Below are 15,907 nucleotides of genomic sequence, written 5' to 3' on the forward strand. Positions count from 1 at the left end.
ATCATTGAATAAAATCGTTTTTTGTGGTGAATCTTTCCTAAAGATTAATCTTTCCCATTCCAGCGGTTTTCATTCTCTTTAATAAAACAATCCGCAGTTCAAACCGTATGTTTGTGAAAAATTCAGTTATGTCCTTAAAAGAACGGTGGAATAATTTTCCTTTTAAACCGGAGAAAATACCCTTTTTTTACGGCTGGGTTATTTTATTTGCTTCAACAGTTGGCGTGTTGGCAAGCGCTCCGGGTCAAACGATGGGGGTTTCTACATTTACAGATTACCTGATCGAGCATATTCATATTAGCCGGAACCAGATTAGCAGCGCCTACATGTTTGGAACCATTGGAAGTTCGTTTTTGCTGACGTGGGCCGGGAAACAATACGACAAATATGGCGCCCGCTGGATAGTTTTGGCGGCTTCTTCCATGTTGGCTATTGTGCTGTTAATGTTGAGCCAGTCCGACCGAATTATCAGGCTGTTTGTAAAAGAGACGGAATCATCGGTTTACGTTGGCGTTGCCATGGTTATCATGATATTCCTTTTCTTCATGCTGCGGTTTTCGGGGCAGGGAGTGCTAACCATGGTTTCACGTAACATGCTTATGAAATGGTTTATTGCCCGGCGTGGTTTCGTAAACGGCATTTCATCGGTATTGATTTCTCTTGGCTTTTCCATCGCACCGCTCACTTTCGATGAGCTGATCCAGGGAACCAGTTGGAGGTATGCATGGATTCTTATGGCTTTTGGCATCGGAATTATTTTTATACTCTTTGCTTTTCTGTTCTTTCGTGATAACCCGGAGGATTTGGGAATGATTCCCGATGGAGAAAAACACGGGCACCGAGAACGCAATGTTACCATCAAACCGTTTAAACAATTTTCACTGAGTGAAGCGCGTAAAACATTGCCCTTTTGGCTTTTTTCTCTGCCACTCGCCCTTTTTGCGCTATACATTACAGGGTTTACTTTTCACCTGATTTCTATTTTCGAGGATGCCGGATTGGACCGGGACAAAGCGCTGGCCATTTTTATTCCCATTTCATTTATGTCGGTCGGAATATCATTCCTCGGTGGTTGGATAAGCGACCGTATTCATTTAAAGTACCTTTTATATTTTTTCCTTGTCGGGGAATTGATTGCGGTGCTTTCTCTTGCCAACCTTGACGGCGGATTTTACTACTATGGTTTTATTGTGGGGCACGGGATGGGCAATGGTTTGTATAGTGTCCTGATGACGGTAACCTGGCCCCGTTTTTACGGACGTCAAAACCTGGGAAGGATCTCCGGGTTTGTTATGGCGCTTATCGTTTTTGCCAGCGCACTGGGGCCGGTTCTTTTCAGTTTCTCTTTCACTAAATTTGGGGGCTACCATATTGCAAACTTCGGGCTGGCTTTCATTATTGTTGTCTTGCTAATTTTTAGCTACAAGGGAAATAATCCGCAGGATAAATTCGAATTTGAAGAATCAAATGATTAGTTTTGGGCATCAACAATCTGAACGAACATCACAGTTCGGTTCATTAACCTAATATGAAAGAGAATGAAAAATTCAGCATGGCTTTACATCGCGGTTATTGCCCTTTTTCTGACAGCCTGTAAGTCACAGGCTCCAACAGATACATGGATTTCTATTTTTGACGGTGAAACACTCAACGGTTGGAAAAAATCAACCGAAAATCCGGAAAGCCTGACCGTGGAAGACGGTGCTATCAAATGCTCCGGACCACGCGCTCATCTTTTTTACGAAGGGAAGTTTAAAAATTTTGAGTTTGAAGCTGAGGTAAAAACACAGGAAAAATCCAATTCGGGTATTTTTATCCATACTACTTATCAGAAAGAAGGATGGCCAATGCAGGGCTATGAAGTCCAGGTAAATAATTCGTACCGCGGTTCTGAAAAGAATCCGGAACGACGCAAAACAGGAAGTGTTTACAATATTCGTAATATTTATTATCCGTTGGCGGAAGATGGGGAATGGTTTAAAATGCGGATAAAAGTGGTAGAGAACCAAATCGAGGTTTTTGTGAACGACGTAAAGGTGAATGAATACATTGAGCCTGAAAATCCCTGGAGGCCTGATGGAAGTGAAGGGTTGAAGCTTGGAGAAGGAACCTTTGCCCTGCAGGCACACGACCCCGGGAGTACCACCTTTTACCGCAACCTTCGTGTGAAAGCATTGCCTGAAGGTGAACGGAAGCCCCTGGAAGCAGATGAAGAATGGGATGCATTGATTACTAAGTTGATGCGGGCTGGTTTTCCGGTGGTCGATTACCATGTACACCTGAAAGGAGGGCTTACGATAGAAGAGGTAGTGGATAATTCACAACGTCTCGGAGTTAATTACGGAGTGGCTCCCAACTGTGGGTTGCACTTTCCTGTTACCGACGATGCATCGCTGTTTGAATACATTAAATCGGTGAAAGGAAGCCCCACATTTAAAGGGATGCAGGCTGAAGGCAGGGAATGGATTACCCTCTTTTCGCCCGAAGCGGTAGCACAATTCGATTATGTTTTTACCGATGCGATGACCTTTACCGATTATAAAGGTCGCCGTAACCGGATTTGGATTCCGGAAGAGGTGTGGGTGGACGACAAGCAGCAGTTTATGGATCAGCTGGTGGAAAAGATTGAAGCCATTTTTTCACAGGAACCGGTAGATATTTATGTGAATCCTACGGTTTTGCCTGATGAACTCAAACCGGAATACAGTTCGTTATGGACAAAGGAACGGATGGAACGCGTGGTGAAAGTATTGGCAGAAAATAATATTGCACTCGAAATAAATGCACGGTATAAAGTTCCGGGTGCAGAAATGATTAAAATGGCGAAAGCAGCGGGGGTGAAATTCACTTTTGGAACAAACAATACTGGCCGCGATTTAGGACAGTTGGAGTATTGCATTCAAATGATTGAAGAGTGTAAACTCACTCCCAACGATATGTTCGAAATAAAACCAGACCATTTAAAACCGGTGAATGTAAAAGGTTTCCCGGAAAAGATTACCGGTTAAATTTATGGGTAATACGCTCTTTTTAGAAAAACTAAATGTACACCGCGACTGGAATGCATTTCTTTCGGAGGGAAACCGGGAACGTATAGCAAAAATCGAAAAAGAGGTGGAAAGGGGCGGATATACTCCGCCGGCAGCAAAGGTGCTGCGTTTTTTTGAGTTTCCCCTATCTTTTGCGAAAGTTGTCATTTTGGGGCAAGATCCGTATCCACAGCCGGGAGCAGCTACCGGGCGTGCCTTTGAAGTAGGAAGTTTACGGTCGTGGAACCAGCCGTTTAAAAACATTTCACTGAAAAATATTTTACGTGCTCTTTATAAAGCTTACTCCGGGCAAGTGATAAAATTCAGCCAGTTAAAAGAAAAGCTGGACAATGAATTTCCGGTCCTTTCCCCGGATCAACTGTTTCAACACTGGGAAAAACAGGGAGTGTTGCTGTTGAATACATCCTTTACCTGTGAACCAGGGAATCCCGGAAGTCACCGGAGAATATGGGAAGAATTCACTTCTGAGTTACTTGTTTTTATCCGGGACAATGCCACAAACGCAACCTGGTTTCTGTGGGGAAATCATGCCATTGAAGCTACCCGAGACCTCAGCCTTTCCAATAGCATTGTAACCATGCATCCTATGATGTGTTACGATACGCCCGGAAGAGACAGTGATTTTTTGTACGGAACGAGGAATTGCTTTGAGCCTTTTATTGGTGAAATCGACTGGACAGGTCACGAATTGAGTAAGGAGTTCAAAACAACGCAGGCGCTTTTTTAATAGAAGTCTATATGACGACCGTAATCTTTAAAAATATTTTTCTTTTCGGCAGCCTGTTCGATAAGATAAATCGTCTCTTCATCCTGAAATGAAGCCCGGTTAAGACATATGTCGAATATTTCATTTTCGGGAGCTTCTTTTCTAATAGCCTTCCGGAAGGCTTTCCTTTCCTTTTCTACCCGGTTAATAAATTCGATCGCTTCCTCCCGGTTCAGGTGGTTGTTGTGCATGATGGTTTTTATCCGGTATTCGCAAGGCGCTATTAAACGGACATGGAGCGCATTTTTGATGTCACGGGCAATGATATGTGCCGCCCGGCCTACGATAATACAAAAGCCTTCTTCGGCAAATGTGTGGATTACCTCATTCACCGTTTTTATCACTTTCCGCTCACTTTTAAATTTCTTGTTGCCAAAAGCATTTAATATATCATTGAAAGTGTAATTGTCAGAATATTTGAAAAACCGTCTTACCTTTTCGGGCTCCATGTCAAGTTCCTTGGCACTATGGAAAAAAACTTCCTTACTCAACACTTTCCAATTGGGCCCCAGACGCTTCTGATTCAAACTGGCTGCCATTTTGTGCGCCAGTTTTACACCGCTGCATCCAACTTCCCTTGATATGGTAATCAGAGGTCCCGGGATATTGTTTCCGGTATCAGAAACATCTTTTTTTCCCAGGCGGTTGTTTAGATATTCAAGCAAAGCGTTGCTCATGTTTTTACTTTTTGTCTAAGTTACATGAATTTTATGAAACTCTTTATGTTGTATAAAAGAAAAGATTGTTTACTTATTTTTCGGTAAAATTTAAACAAAATACATTTTTGTCTGTTTTCTTATATTCATGAAAAAGCTTAAATGCGACTGAAATATAGTAAAAAATAATTTCGAATTGAACCATGTCAAATAGTTTAAACATGCAGGAAAAGAATGATTATGATAGCTGTAGGAGTGGCAGGTTACGTCGGAATAAACGTTTGGATTCTATCGAATAATATGAAGATGATGAATCGAATGAGAGGAATAGGTTGGAAATTAACAATTGGAATGAAATGAAAGATGATTTAATTCTTAGAAGCGTCAATGGGAACGGTAAAACAAAACTGAATGGTAACGGGCACACCAAAGAAGAGGTAAACGGATTTGAAATCCATGGCGATAATCATGTTGGAACTTCTGCTGAAACACCCATTCGCCCTGATGCATTTGAAAAATCTGAAGAAGAAAAAATTGCTGTTATCGAAGATAAATTTCGCGATATAATGGAAACAATCGGTCTCGACCTGACCGACGACAGTCTCAGGGGAACGCCCCACAGGGTCGCAAAAATGTTTGTGCAGGAAATTTTTTACGGGCTTAATCCTGCCAACAAACCGAAGATATCTGTATTTGACAATAAGTTCAAATACAATGAAATGCTGGTGGAAAAAAGCATCAATCTAAACTCTTTTTGTGAGCATCATTTTCTTCCAATTTATGGGAAAGCCCATGTGGCTTACATTTCCAGTGGCGAGGTGATTGGGCTGAGTAAAATTAACCGGATTGTGGATTATTTTGCCCGTCGTCCGCAGGTGCAGGAAAGGCTGACTGTACAAATTGCAAATGAACTGAAAAAGGTGTTAAAAACGGATGATGTGGCTGTTCTTATCGATGCCAAACACATGTGCGTTTCGTGCCGTGGTGTTGGCGATGAAAGCAGTACTACGGTCACTTCCGAATACGGCGGCAGGTTTAAAGACAAAGCAGTGCGTGAAGAGTTTTTAAAGTATATCGGGTTATAAAATCTCAGACCTTTTTGGCAATAAGAAATAGTTCCTGATCGCCTCTCCATAAGGATAAATTTTTTCTGAAAAACCGGTTTAGAAAAAACTCTGGTGTATCGTGTTTCTTTAGAAAAAGAGGATAATTCTGTTGTATTACTTCGAAATTAGTATGAGCGAGTACCTTCGATATGGATTTGTAGTTGAAGTATACAAAATGTTCTTTCCCAACTCCTTGTAAGCTGTAGAAACGATGTTTCCCCCTTTTTTTATGAGCCCTCCTGTAATCTGAGTTTGGCACCAGGATTAGGATTAGTCCATTTTTTTTGAGTAGTTGATGGCACAATGATAACGTTTCAAACGGGTTTGGAAAATGCTCAAGAACGTGTTGCATAAAAATGAGGTCAAAACAATTTCCATTATTTAGCACCTGCTCCATGGTTTGTTTTTCAGCATTCAGCCCGTTTTCTTTGCAATAATTTACGGCAAAATCACTCACGTCGATTCCTAAGTGGTGAATGTTCAGGTTTTTGGCGGCTTGCAATGTATTGCCAATGGAACTTCCCACTTCAAATAAAGATTCTATGTTGGGATGATGGTGTTGTGCAATCCGAATAAGCCATTCAGATTTTTTTATTTTATGTTCTTTGTTTTTCGTATAGTTTTTTGATGTGAAATAACTTTGATCATATTCTTTTTGAAGGTCCATTGAATCAGGCGATCGCCAAATAAGACCGCAATCATTGCACTTTATAAATTTAAGGTTTTGATCTGTTGAATAGATCGTTTGATGATCGGGATTACATTTCAGGTAATGGGTACAGTGAAACATATATTAGAAATTAGAGTTCGAATTTAATTATTTTTGAACAGGTACTTTTATCAACCGATTAACCGGCCATCCATATCTTTGCTGTTTTCAGGCTGTAGAGGGAATTTTACGGGCTGGTTGTCGCGGGTAGAGCGGTAGATTGCTGTAAACAGCTCAACAGTACGCCGTCCGTCTTCGCCGGAGACGAGTGGTTTTTTTCCGGTTTCCAATGCTTTCAAAAAATCTTCAATCTGACGTTCTATGTAAAAAACGGTTGGATTGATGGAATGGAACATTTCCGAATCTTCTTTCATCCATTTTTCCAGCATTTTCTCTTCACCCGGAACGGTCCATAAATCATTTACAGGAGGCTCCAAAACGGTTGACATACCGGCCACAAACATGGCCCCGCCATCAGTTTGCACACCTACGGAGGCGCCATTTTCCCCGTGAACATGCACTTTCCCGTAAATCCCGGGTTTTTGCGAATTGCTGACGATGATATTGCCAATCCCACCATTTTTGAACTTTACAATGGCCACAGCAGTGTCTTCCGCTTCAATATAAGGATGATTCAGGTTTTTCCATATTCCGTACACTTCGTCGATTTCCCCCATGTACCACAGAAAAATATCGAGTTGATGCGGTGCCTGGTTTACGAGTACACCGCCGCCTTCCATTTTCCAGGTTCCCCGCCAGGCATCTGCATCGTAATAGTTTTTATCGCGCCAGCCCAGCATGTTAATCGTTCCGAAAACCGGTTTCCCTATTTTACCGGCATCAATGGCTTTTTTTACGCGCATTACGGGAGCATACCAGCGCCGCTGGCTGATAACACCTAACCGGACTCCGTTGGTTTGGCAGGCAGTGATAATCGCATCACTATCTTCCAGCGTTGATGCCAGGGGTTTTTCTACCAGGACGTGAGCCCCGGCATGTGCCGCTTGAATGGCTGGTTCGCGATGGAAAGGGTGGGGGGTGCAAATAATGGCCAGATCAATTCCGGCTTCACGAATCATTTGAGTAATATCTTCGAAGGCTTTTGTGTCGTAGTTCCCGGCAAAATCCTGTGCTGTTTTTTTTGTGCGGCTCCACACCGCCGCCAGTCTGGCTTGTGGTAGATTTTGAATAGCTTCTGCATGGAGGTGCGCCACTTTCCCGCAACCGAGAATGGCAATATTAAAAGTCGGTCTGTCCATTATTTTTCAAATTGATTTTATCAAACGGGCGAGGTCAAAAGTACCCATGCCTTTTCTTCAAAAATAACCAAATTTGAAAAACAGGAAAACAATTATTTTTATTATTTGCAGCGAGGTGTCTAATCCTCTACCATCTTTTCGATCTCGTCGTCTGAATCGGGTACCGACATAGAATCGGAAGCAGCGCGTACTTTGTCAAAATCGAGTTTTTTTCGTGCGGCTTTTACCACCATGCCAATGACAAACCGGATAACAAATTTCTCAACAGCTTCAGGAAGAAAAGGGATGTCAATTTTATCGTTGGCCAATTTGGTCAGCCGCCTTACCAGTCGTTTGGCTTCCCGTTCGTCAATCCCCTTGTCGGTGCTGCGTACCAGGTCATAGAATTCGTTGGGAAGGCTGTCGTAAAGAAAGTTGTCAATTTTTAGAATGATTTTAATAAGGATTTTTTCTTCGCCGGTTTCCTTTACAAGCGGAATATTGATTTTGCGGTTCAGCCTTTCTGCGAGGTCTTTCAGTTCCTCCTGCGTCATTTTACTACGCTTTTGAGGTTCGGCATAAAAATCTTTTAATAAATCTTCGAATTCTGCTACTTCAATGTCTGCAATTTTTTTTGCCATAACATTCAATCTTAATAGTTATTTTGTTATAAATCAAGCCTGGAATAAAGATTCCAGTAAATCACGGGTTGTTTCGTTATAAACTCCATCAATGGTCAGGTTGGGCATACGTGTTTGCAGTTCCTTTACGCCGGTTTCTGTTTTAGGGCCAAAGGCACCGTCGGACGTGCCCACATCGATGTTTAACAGTTTTAAGGCATCCTGTAAAGCTACAACCGCTTTTCCCCGGCTTCCTGTTTGCAATGTTGGTTCAGGAATAACCAGTTTTTCTGCCGGTGCCAGACGCTGGTAAGCCAATACTGTGTTAAGCCGGTAAGCTGAAACCGACACACGGTTTCCCTGATTTCCTCCGAGGCAGTACACTCTTTTTCTGTCGGGCGATATTCCGAGGAAAAACCCCACATGTCCTTTCCACGATTGCTGGCTTTCACGCCAAAATACCACTACATCGCCGGGCTCTGGCGAGGCAACCCGTGTCCCAATATTGAGCCAGGAGCGTGCATTGGCCTTGCCGGAAAATTGCAGGCCTGCTTTCCATGCCACCCAGTTTATAAAAGTACTGCACCACGGGATTTCATCACTTGAGATACCTGTAATTCCAGGTTCCTTGGCATATTTAAGTATTTCCGGGTTGTGTTGGGTACCGGAAATTTCTTCGGTTCCTAATTCATTAAATGCGATTTTTAAAAGTGCTTCCATTGCTGCGATTGAATTTTGTTTCTACATTAAAAAAAGGGAGTGCCCCGAATAAGCCTGTTCGGTTTTTCGGATACACCCCCTTTAAAGTGCTTGTGTTACTTGGCAACTCCAAGTCCGGCAAATAGGTTTTGGAATGAATTGGCTTCGATAGCAAAAACGCCGTCGTTGCCTATCGTATTTATTGGCCGCCAAAAACTTTTGTCAAAGAATGACAAAACTCCCTGGTAGGTATTCCATCCTGCCGGTTCGGTAACACCCCAGGGATTCCGTAGAACAATATACTTTTTATTGTTTCGGTACGCCCATCCTAAGACAGTGTATGCATGGTTTCCAACTACGCTGGTTCCGGTGTAATCTTTACTTGAACCGTAAGTCCAGGCAGTCATCGGATGAATGGTTTTGTAACTCATTGAGTTACCTCTGACAATCGAATAAAGCTCGTTTCCGGTCCGGCTGCTGGTGTTGTAATAATAAGCCTTTTTATTATTCAACTGGGCAGTGGCTTTTACCGGGTCACCAAAAGCTGTTTTGGTAATGTCCGGTTTGTCCGAATTGGTTTTCAAAATCCATTTGGCGAAAGCTTTTTCATACAGAGCCGGATAAATTTCACCCACATCGCTGGAGCGGCAATAAATAGGTTGGTTGTTCGACGTACGAACAATGGTTTTGTCAGAAACTTCCACCAGCTTCGACGGGGCATCTTTACCTCCCCCTTTGGAATAAAACTGGATGGCATTGACCCTGTTGGTTTCTCCGGTTCCGGTGGCCCGGTTCCGGTGTACAATCCGGTAAGGATCAGCCCAGGCAATGGCCGACAGCGCCGCAATAAAATAGCAGTTGCCAATGGCCCCCTGAACAGGATCGGAGAACTCGGTTACATCTTTAAAGAAGTCGCCTATATCTTTCCAAACTCCGTTCTCCGGGGTCCAGTCACCTGCCGAGCCCTGGTTCATTACGATAGAGGCAAGCGGTTTGCTTAACCGTGTTTTGGAAATAGTTTTATCCAGTTCCGGAACTTCCAGTTTCAGGTTCAACAAACCGCGGGTAAGCACTCCGGAACGAATTTTGGTGGTATTGATGCTTTTTATTCCCACCTTTTTTAGTTCGCTCAGGTTCGTTAAGCCAGATACATCCGGTGTTTCCGGATCGTTGTCACCTCTGATGGTAATCTCAGAAGCAGCTACAGGTTCTGCCATGTTTTGGGCGTTCAGTTTTAATCCGGCATAAATAGGCGAATTAAACTTCATGTCAAACAGTTCATTGTAATCTGTTTCCAATGCATCTTCCATTATCTCAATGGATTCCTTTTTTGTCCAATCGATTTTTCTGCCCACTAAAGCTTCGGTAAGGGCATACGGGTTGATGGCACCCACATTCAAATTTGTTACTTTGTCCATTGTTTTTTTGATTTTAACGGTTGTTTATAAAATTGAGTTATAAAATCGCTTCCGGACAGCAACTGCCAGCCGGAATAGTTTATTTATGGAGTGAAATCCGGAACGGTGGAATTAAACAACTTAGTGGAAAATATAGCGTCACATCTAAATGCAACATTCAATTTACGACTATTTGCCCAATAAAATGCCGTGACAGTAGTAAAATTTTTCTTCATAATTTTTGTAAAATAGTTAAGCAATTTAAGGTATTTTTATCTTAAAATCAAATAATAATATATATTATAATCTATTTTCTTTTTTTATCCTTAAACAGAATGTATCATAATGTATTTTGAAAGGGAGTCATTCCTGAGAATCAATATGTTTAATTCTCTGATTTGAAAACTTCCAATGCGGCGGGAAATGGTTGTAAGGCCCGTTCAAAAATACCCAGCGAGTAGGCTATTGTGAGACCGTAATTGGTAAGCGGAACTTTGGCCTGCCGTGCTTTCATAATCCGGCTGAGCATGGTGCGGCGGTTCCACATGCAGGCTCCGCAGTGAATGATTAGTTTGTATTCTGAAATGTTTTCGGGAAAATCGTGTCCCCTGATGTTGTCAATTTCCAGTTTTCCTCCTACATATTGTGTCAGCCAGCGTGGAATTTTAACGGTTCCGATATCTTCACCGATAGGGTGGTGGGAGCAGGCTTCGGCAATGAGCACTTTATCGCCTGTTTTTAAAGTATCAATGGCCATGGCGCCACGAACCATTTCGGACAGATCGCCCTGGAACCTTGCAAAAAGTATGGAGAATGAGGTAAGAGGGATTTCCGGGGGAGTGTCGGCAGTAACTTTCAGAAAAGCCTGGGAGTCAGTCACGATTAGTTTGGGTGGTTTGTTGAAACGCGACAAAGCTTCGCGCAACTCGCGTTCTTTTACCACCACGCAGAAAGAATCATTGTCGAGTAAATCGCGGATGCTTTGTACCTGCGGCAAAATCAGCCGGCCTTTGGGGGCTTCCTTATCGATGGGAACCACCAGAATAGCTGCTTCCCCGGGACCAACCAGATCTGCGAGTATACTGGGGCGATTTATAAAATCGGAAGGAGCCGTATTCAATAACAGCTGTCGTAAATCTGAAATTCCCATTTCCACCGTTGCCGAGGTAGAAACATGTTTCACTTTTATGCTGTCCAATTGGGAAGTAATTTCAATGTTTTCAGGGAAGACGTCCGCTTTGTTAAATACAATGATAAAAGGAATTTCCCGTTCTTTAAATGTTTCCATCAATTGCAGTTCGTATTCTCCCCAATCGCTGAAGTTGGTAACAATTACCCCCAAATCGGTTCGGTCGAAAACTGCCAGTGTTTTGGCTACCCGCTTACCGCCCAAATTGCCTATGTCGTCTATGCCAGCCGTGTCAATAAATAACACGGGACCCAACGGGAGGAGTTCCATGGGCTTTTCTACCGGGTCGGTGGTAGTGCCGGCAATTTCAGAAACAATAGAAACATTTTGTTGTGTCAATGCATTCAGGATGCTTGATTTTCCGACATTTCTCCGTCCAAAAATTCCAATATGCAAGCGAAAAGTTTTTGGCGCCCTCATGTTTCTGTTTATTAGGTTGGAAAAGTACAAATTCCGGGAGTAACTACCAATAAAGTAAAGCAGAAATGAGGATCATCGGGTAGTGGAAAATAAAAAGGTCGTCCGTTTGATGTGGACGACCTTTTTGTTATGGAAATACTTTGTAATGTTCTTTTTCACTACATGTTGCTGGCAGTTTTAGCCTTGCTGGCGCAGCAGCCACTTGATTTTGCCGCTGTTTTTTTTGCATCTGAGCAACCTTCAGCTTTTGCTTCAGAACAGCCTTTTGCTTTTGCCTCTGAGCAACCTTCAGCCTTTGCCTCAGAACAGCCTTTTGCTTTTGCTTCTGAGCAACCTTCGGCCTTTGCCTCAGAACAACCTTCAGCTTTTGCTTCCGAAGCTTTTTCTGTTTTGTTGTCGTCAGATTCAGCGACTACTGTAACTTTTGCTTTTTTATTGTCTTCAACTTTTACACTTGCAGTTGAAACAGACAATCCATATGCCATAACCAATGCCAGTACGAACAATAACTTCTTCATTTTCTTCATTTTTGAGTTATACAATTTATTAATAGTTATCTCTGTAATTAAGACAATTATAATAACAAAGAGTGTTTCCGCCAAATAAATATTAATATTTTTTTATCTTTTTATGTTTTTATTATGTAGTTTGTTGATTCTCAGTGGTCGGGTAGATTGGTTTTGGGATGGTTAGTGACCTAACCTGCAAACTGCTTCAGGAGCAATCAGATCTTCGAATTCTTTAGCCGAAACCAGATTTAATTTTGCAGCAGCTTCTTTTACCGAAATATTTTCATGCCGGGCAGTTTTTACAACACGCGAGGCACTTTCGTAACCAATTTTGGGAATGAGTGCGGTTACCGTGGCAGTAGAGTTTTCAACATGCTTCCGGCAAATATTTTCGTTGGCTGTTATCCCTGAAATGCAATGTTTGTTAAATATCCGAATGGAGTTATTCAGCATAGTGAGGTTTTCCAAAAGTGTACAGGCAATGAGGGGGAAAAACTGGTTCAATTCCAGGTTTCCGGCACTGCATGCGTGGGTAATAATCTCATCATTGCCCATTACAAGCAAAGCGGCTTGGGCTGCGGCTTCCGGAATAACCGGATTTACTTTGCCCGGCATGATGGAGGACCCGGCCTGTCTGGCAGGAAGGTTGATCTCACCCAGTCCGGCATGGGGGCCGCTTGCCAGCAAACGCAAATCATTACTTATTTTGAAGAGGTTGGACCCACACGCTTTTAGTATTCCGGAAACTTCCACAAAAACATCGGTGTTTTGTGTGCCGTCGATGAGGTTTTCACTCCGGGCGAGTCCAATATTGGTGTTTTCCCGCAACCGATCGACCACCCGGAAGATAAATTGTTTGGGTGCGCCAAGTCCGGTTCCGATTGCCGTGCCTCCGAGGTTCACTACCCGTAACCGTTCTTCGCATTTGTAAATTCGCCAGCGATCGCGGTTAAAGGCCTCTGCATAAGCGCCCATTTCCCGGCCAAGTGTTGTGAGAACAGCATCTTGTAATTGGGTGCGCCCGATTTTTACAATTTGAGCAAACTCTTTTTCTTTTTGCTGAAAAGCTTCCTGTAATTCCACAACATTTTGTTCCAATGTGCGCAGCAACCGGATGGCAGCAATTTTCAGAGAAGTAGGGTAGGTGTCATTCGTTGACTGGTGAAGATTGACATCGTCCAAAGGTGAAATGAGTTTATAGTTTCCCGGTTTTACTCCCAGGATTTGCAGCGCCCTGTTGGCAATTACTTCATTCACATTCATATTGGTGGAGGTACCGGCACCTCCCTGCAGTGCATCTACCAGAATATGCTGATTTAACAAGCCCTGGCTCATTTCAAAACATGCTTTTTCAATGGCATCTGCTTTTGAGGAATTTTCTTTCCAGAAACCAAGCCGGATGTTTGTTTGGGCGCAAGCCAGTTTCACCTCACCGTATGCCTTTATCAATTCCGGGTGAACGGTCTGGCCGGAAATTGGAAAGTTTTCCTTTGCCCGGGCAGTGTGTATTCCCCACAATGCCTGGGCAGGGATTTGCTTTTGGCCGATAAGATCAGTTTCAGTACGGTAATGCATGATTTAAGAAATTCGTCCCTTTTTCAAATTTTTAATTGGCTGAAAACAAAACTCCAGGTTACTTTATATTTTTTGATACAGTCAAAACTAAGCAACCTTTTGAAAATTAACAATACACATCATCCCGTCCAGCTTCCACTCTTTTTACCAGTTTCTGGGCACGCTGTTTGGCCAGTCCATCCATTTCAGCAATGGTTTCCTTAATGAGCCGGTTTCCCACTTCTGCTGTTTCCGGTGAGGCATAGTTTTGCAGGTATTCTTTGAACGACGATAAAGCATTGGGGGCACAGTGCAGCTTGATGTCACCGGGTTTGGCCAAATCCATAAAATCCTGACCCGTGCGCCCCAGCCGGTAACAGGCCGTACAAAACGAGGGGATATAGCCCATCTTGGCCACGTCGCGGATTACCTCATCGAGTGGGCGATGGTCTCCCAAACTGAATTGTCCGGAAGGGTCGTCTTGATTTTCTTCGTGTTCGTAACCTCCCGGGTTGGTGCGGCTACCTGCCGAAATCTGGCTTACACCCAGGGCAAAAGTTTCCCGGCGCATTTGCGCCGTTTCCCGGGTCGACATGATGATTCCGGTATAAGGTACGGCCAAACGCAAAATGGCTACAATTTTCCGAAAGTCAATATCTGAAACCGGAAACGGCGGATGGGTAGCCAAATCACTCCCGGTGGCAGGTTCCAGTCGGGGTACGCTGATAGTATGTGGTCCTACCCCAAATTGATTTTCCAGCTCCCTTATGTGCTGCATCATCGCCAAAATCTCGAAGCGGTAATCGAACAATCCGAATAACACGCCAATTCCCACATCGTCAATGCCTGCTTCCATCGCCCGGTGCAGCGACCATACCCGCCAGTTGTAATCGCGCTTTTTGCCTCCTAAATGCACTTTTTGATACGTTTCGCGGTGGTATGTTTCCTGGAAAATCTGATAGGTACCAATTCCCTCCGCTTTTAGCATCTTGAATTCTTCAGTTGTAAGGGGCGCTACATTTACGTTTACCCGGCGGATTTCACCGTGGTCAGATTTTACACTGTAAATGGTGCGCACAGAGTCAAGCACATATTGAAAGCCTTGCTGGGGATATGCTTCGCCGGCTACCAGCAAAATACGCTTATGCCCTTTGTTGATAAGAATTTCAACTTCACGGGTAATCTGCTTTTGGGTAAGGGCATTCCGGACAATCTCTTTGTTGGTGGCCCTGAATGCGCAGTACAGGCACTCGTTGGAGCAAAGGTTGGAAATATAAAGGGGAGCAAACAACACCAGGCGTTTCCCGTAAATCGTTTCTTTTACCTGGTTTGCTGTATGAAACAGTTCGCCCAGCAGTTCCGGATCGCTGATGCCGGTGAGCACGGCAACTTCATCCATTTCCAGGCCTTTCATTTCAGCAGACTTGGCCAAAACTTCCCTTACCTGCACCCTGTCAGCTGTTTTATGGGTGTTCAGAATATCCCATATTTGTTGTTCGTTTATAAAATTGGCTGGTACGTTGTACATACTATTTTTAGTTTAAAGTTTCGAACTCTCACGTTTAGACGCTTTCTATAAAAGTTTACATTTCAGGAACCGGATTTTGTTTCTTTACTTATCTCAGAACTCTAAAGTCTCGAGACAAATTACAATGATGGCAACAGTCAGCTACGACTACCTGTTTGTTTGGCTAATCCCGATTTTACTGAAATTCCTGCAATACGCCCCAGCTTTCCGGTTAAAACTCCCAGCTCGTCAGTAGTGGCATCAATTACCAGGGTAATCACCGAAGTGTTTCCTTTTGCATTCGGTAAACCGGTTCGCGCCAGTATAAGGTCGGCATGTTCACTTAGTACGTTGTTTACCACACCCGAACATTTTTCACGATCATCGATAATAATTCCCACAAAACCGAGGCGTTTCTCGCTATTGTTCATATTTAAATCTTTATGCGGGAGATATCCGATATCTTTGGGAAGTAAATTCAGAATGG

Annotated in this window: 15 protein-coding genes; 4 read left to right on the forward strand and 11 right to left on the reverse strand. The window is 43.3% G+C overall.

What is annotated here, in order from left to right:
* Window positions 1-128: 128 nt before the first annotated feature.
* The 3 genes from D1164_RS10790 to D1164_RS10800 all read left to right on the forward strand — a co-directional run bounded on the left by D1164_RS10790 (window position 129) and on the right by D1164_RS10800 (window position 3,777).
* Complete coding sequence (locus tag D1164_RS10790) at window positions 129-1,475, forward strand: MFS transporter (protein WP_172594428.1); 1,347 nt, start codon at window positions 129-131, stop codon at window positions 1,473-1,475.
* Window positions 1,476-1,538: 63 nt separating this feature from the next.
* Entirely contained in the window at window positions 1,539-3,008 is a 1,470-nt protein-coding gene (locus D1164_RS10795; RefSeq protein ID WP_119349994.1) for a DUF1080 domain-containing protein, read from the forward strand.
* A gap of 4 nt (window positions 3,009-3,012) precedes the next feature.
* Window positions 3,013-3,777, forward strand: coding sequence for a uracil-DNA glycosylase (locus tag D1164_RS10800; RefSeq protein ID WP_119349995.1), 765 nt, complete (start codon window positions 3,013-3,015; stop codon window positions 3,775-3,777).
* Here D1164_RS10800 and D1164_RS10805 read toward each other — a convergent pair.
* Complete coding sequence (locus tag D1164_RS10805; protein WP_119349996.1) at window positions 3,774-4,493, reverse strand: cytidylate kinase-like family protein; 720 nt, start codon at window positions 4,491-4,493, stop codon at window positions 3,774-3,776. The genes D1164_RS10800 and D1164_RS10805 overlap by 4 nt on opposite strands.
* A 335-nt stretch (window positions 4,494-4,828) precedes the next feature.
* Between D1164_RS10805 and folE the strand changes: the two genes are divergently transcribed.
* The gene (gene folE / locus D1164_RS10810) at window positions 4,829-5,557 is read left to right on the forward strand and encodes a GTP cyclohydrolase I FolE (protein ID WP_119349997.1); all 729 of its coding nucleotides are present in this window, start codon (window positions 4,829-4,831) and stop codon (window positions 5,555-5,557) included.
* Between the two features lie 4 nt (window positions 5,558-5,561).
* Here folE and D1164_RS10815 read toward each other — a convergent pair whose 3' ends face one another.
* From D1164_RS10815 to D1164_RS10860, 10 genes are all read right to left on the reverse strand, one after another.
* Window positions 5,562-6,368, reverse strand: coding sequence for a class I SAM-dependent methyltransferase (locus tag D1164_RS10815; protein ID WP_119349998.1), 807 nt, complete (start codon window positions 6,366-6,368; stop codon window positions 5,562-5,564).
* A gap of 50 nt (window positions 6,369-6,418) precedes the next feature.
* Window positions 6,419-7,546: a Gfo/Idh/MocA family protein gene (locus D1164_RS10820; RefSeq protein WP_119349999.1), complete on the reverse strand. Its 1,128-nt coding sequence runs from the start codon at window positions 7,544-7,546 to the stop codon at window positions 6,419-6,421.
* 119 nt (window positions 7,547-7,665) lie between these two features.
* Window positions 7,666-8,166, reverse strand: coding sequence for a hypothetical protein (locus D1164_RS10825; RefSeq protein ID WP_119350000.1), 501 nt, complete (start codon window positions 8,164-8,166; stop codon window positions 7,666-7,668).
* A 33-nt stretch (window positions 8,167-8,199) separates the two neighbouring features.
* Window positions 8,200-8,865, reverse strand: a complete 666-nt coding sequence (locus tag D1164_RS10830) for a C40 family peptidase (protein ID WP_119350001.1) — start codon at window positions 8,863-8,865, stop codon at window positions 8,200-8,202.
* A gap of 95 nt (window positions 8,866-8,960) precedes the next feature.
* The gene (locus tag D1164_RS10835; protein ID WP_119350002.1) at window positions 8,961-10,262 is read right to left on the reverse strand and encodes a C2 family cysteine protease; all 1,302 of its coding nucleotides are present in this window, start codon (window positions 10,260-10,262) and stop codon (window positions 8,961-8,963) included.
* Between the two features lie 364 nt (window positions 10,263-10,626).
* Window positions 10,627-11,850: a [FeFe] hydrogenase H-cluster maturation GTPase HydF gene (hydF, locus tag D1164_RS10840; protein ID WP_119350003.1), complete on the reverse strand. Its 1,224-nt coding sequence runs from the start codon at window positions 11,848-11,850 to the stop codon at window positions 10,627-10,629.
* 158 nt (window positions 11,851-12,008) lie between these two features.
* The gene (locus D1164_RS10845; RefSeq protein WP_147372153.1) at window positions 12,009-12,368 is read right to left on the reverse strand and encodes a hypothetical protein; all 360 of its coding nucleotides are present in this window, start codon (window positions 12,366-12,368) and stop codon (window positions 12,009-12,011) included.
* A 171-nt stretch (window positions 12,369-12,539) separates the two neighbouring features.
* Window positions 12,540-13,934 carry an aspartate ammonia-lyase gene (locus D1164_RS10850; RefSeq protein WP_119350005.1) on the reverse strand — a complete coding sequence of 465 codons (1,395 nt, stop codon included), beginning with the start codon at window positions 13,932-13,934 and terminating at the stop codon, window positions 12,540-12,542.
* A 106-nt stretch (window positions 13,935-14,040) separates the two neighbouring features.
* Window positions 14,041-15,441, reverse strand: coding sequence for a [FeFe] hydrogenase H-cluster radical SAM maturase HydG (gene hydG / locus D1164_RS10855; protein WP_119350006.1), 1,401 nt, complete (start codon window positions 15,439-15,441; stop codon window positions 14,041-14,043).
* Window positions 15,442-15,578: 137 nt separating this feature from the next.
* Window positions 15,579-15,851, reverse strand: a complete 273-nt coding sequence (locus D1164_RS10860; protein WP_119350007.1) for a TM1266 family iron-only hydrogenase system putative regulator — start codon at window positions 15,849-15,851, stop codon at window positions 15,579-15,581.
* Window positions 15,852-15,907: the final 56 nt, after the last annotated feature.

It is taken from the genome of Mariniphaga sediminis (genome assembly GCF_003573545.1).
Taxonomy (GTDB): domain Bacteria; phylum Bacteroidota; class Bacteroidia; order Bacteroidales; family Prolixibacteraceae; genus Mariniphaga; species Mariniphaga sediminis.

What these genes read in the sequence shown, in the direction of transcription:
- D1164_RS10815 (WP_119349998.1), bottom strand. Translation starts at nt 6,368, where the DNA reads ATGTTTCACTGTACCCATTACCTGAAATGTAATCCCGATCATCAAACG.
- D1164_RS10830 (WP_119350001.1), bottom strand. Translation starts at nt 8,865, where the DNA reads ATGGAAGCACTTTTAAAAATCGCATTTAATGAATTAGGAACCGAAGAA.
- D1164_RS10795 (WP_119349994.1), top strand. Translation starts at nt 1,539, where the DNA reads ATGAAAAATTCAGCATGGCTTTACATCGCGGTTATTGCCCTTTTTCTG.
- hydG (WP_119350006.1), bottom strand. Translation starts at nt 15,441, where the DNA reads ATGTACAACGTACCAGCCAATTTTATAAACGAACAACAAATATGGGAT.
- D1164_RS10860 (WP_119350007.1), bottom strand. Translation starts at nt 15,851, where the DNA reads ATGAACAATAGCGAGAAACGCCTCGGTTTTGTGGGAATTATTATCGAT.
- D1164_RS10790 (WP_172594428.1), top strand. Translation starts at nt 129, where the DNA reads ATGTCCTTAAAAGAACGGTGGAATAATTTTCCTTTTAAACCGGAGAAA.
- D1164_RS10825 (WP_119350000.1), bottom strand. Translation starts at nt 8,166, where the DNA reads ATGGCAAAAAAAATTGCAGACATTGAAGTAGCAGAATTCGAAGATTTA.
- folE (WP_119349997.1), top strand. Translation starts at nt 4,829, where the DNA reads ATGAAAGATGATTTAATTCTTAGAAGCGTCAATGGGAACGGTAAAACA.
- hydF (WP_119350003.1), bottom strand. Translation starts at nt 11,850, where the DNA reads ATGAGGGCGCCAAAAACTTTTCGCTTGCATATTGGAATTTTTGGACGG.
- D1164_RS10820 (WP_119349999.1), bottom strand. Translation starts at nt 7,546, where the DNA reads ATGGACAGACCGACTTTTAATATTGCCATTCTCGGTTGCGGGAAAGTG.
- D1164_RS10845 (WP_147372153.1), bottom strand. Translation starts at nt 12,368, where the DNA reads ATGAAGAAGTTATTGTTCGTACTGGCATTGGTTATGGCATATGGATTG.
- D1164_RS10800 (WP_119349995.1), top strand. Translation starts at nt 3,013, where the DNA reads ATGGGTAATACGCTCTTTTTAGAAAAACTAAATGTACACCGCGACTGG.
- D1164_RS10850 (WP_119350005.1), bottom strand. Translation starts at nt 13,934, where the DNA reads ATGCATTACCGTACTGAAACTGATCTTATCGGCCAAAAGCAAATCCCT.
- D1164_RS10835 (WP_119350002.1), bottom strand. Translation starts at nt 10,262, where the DNA reads ATGGACAAAGTAACAAATTTGAATGTGGGTGCCATCAACCCGTATGCC.
- D1164_RS10805 (WP_119349996.1), bottom strand. Translation starts at nt 4,493, where the DNA reads ATGAGCAACGCTTTGCTTGAATATCTAAACAACCGCCTGGGAAAAAAA.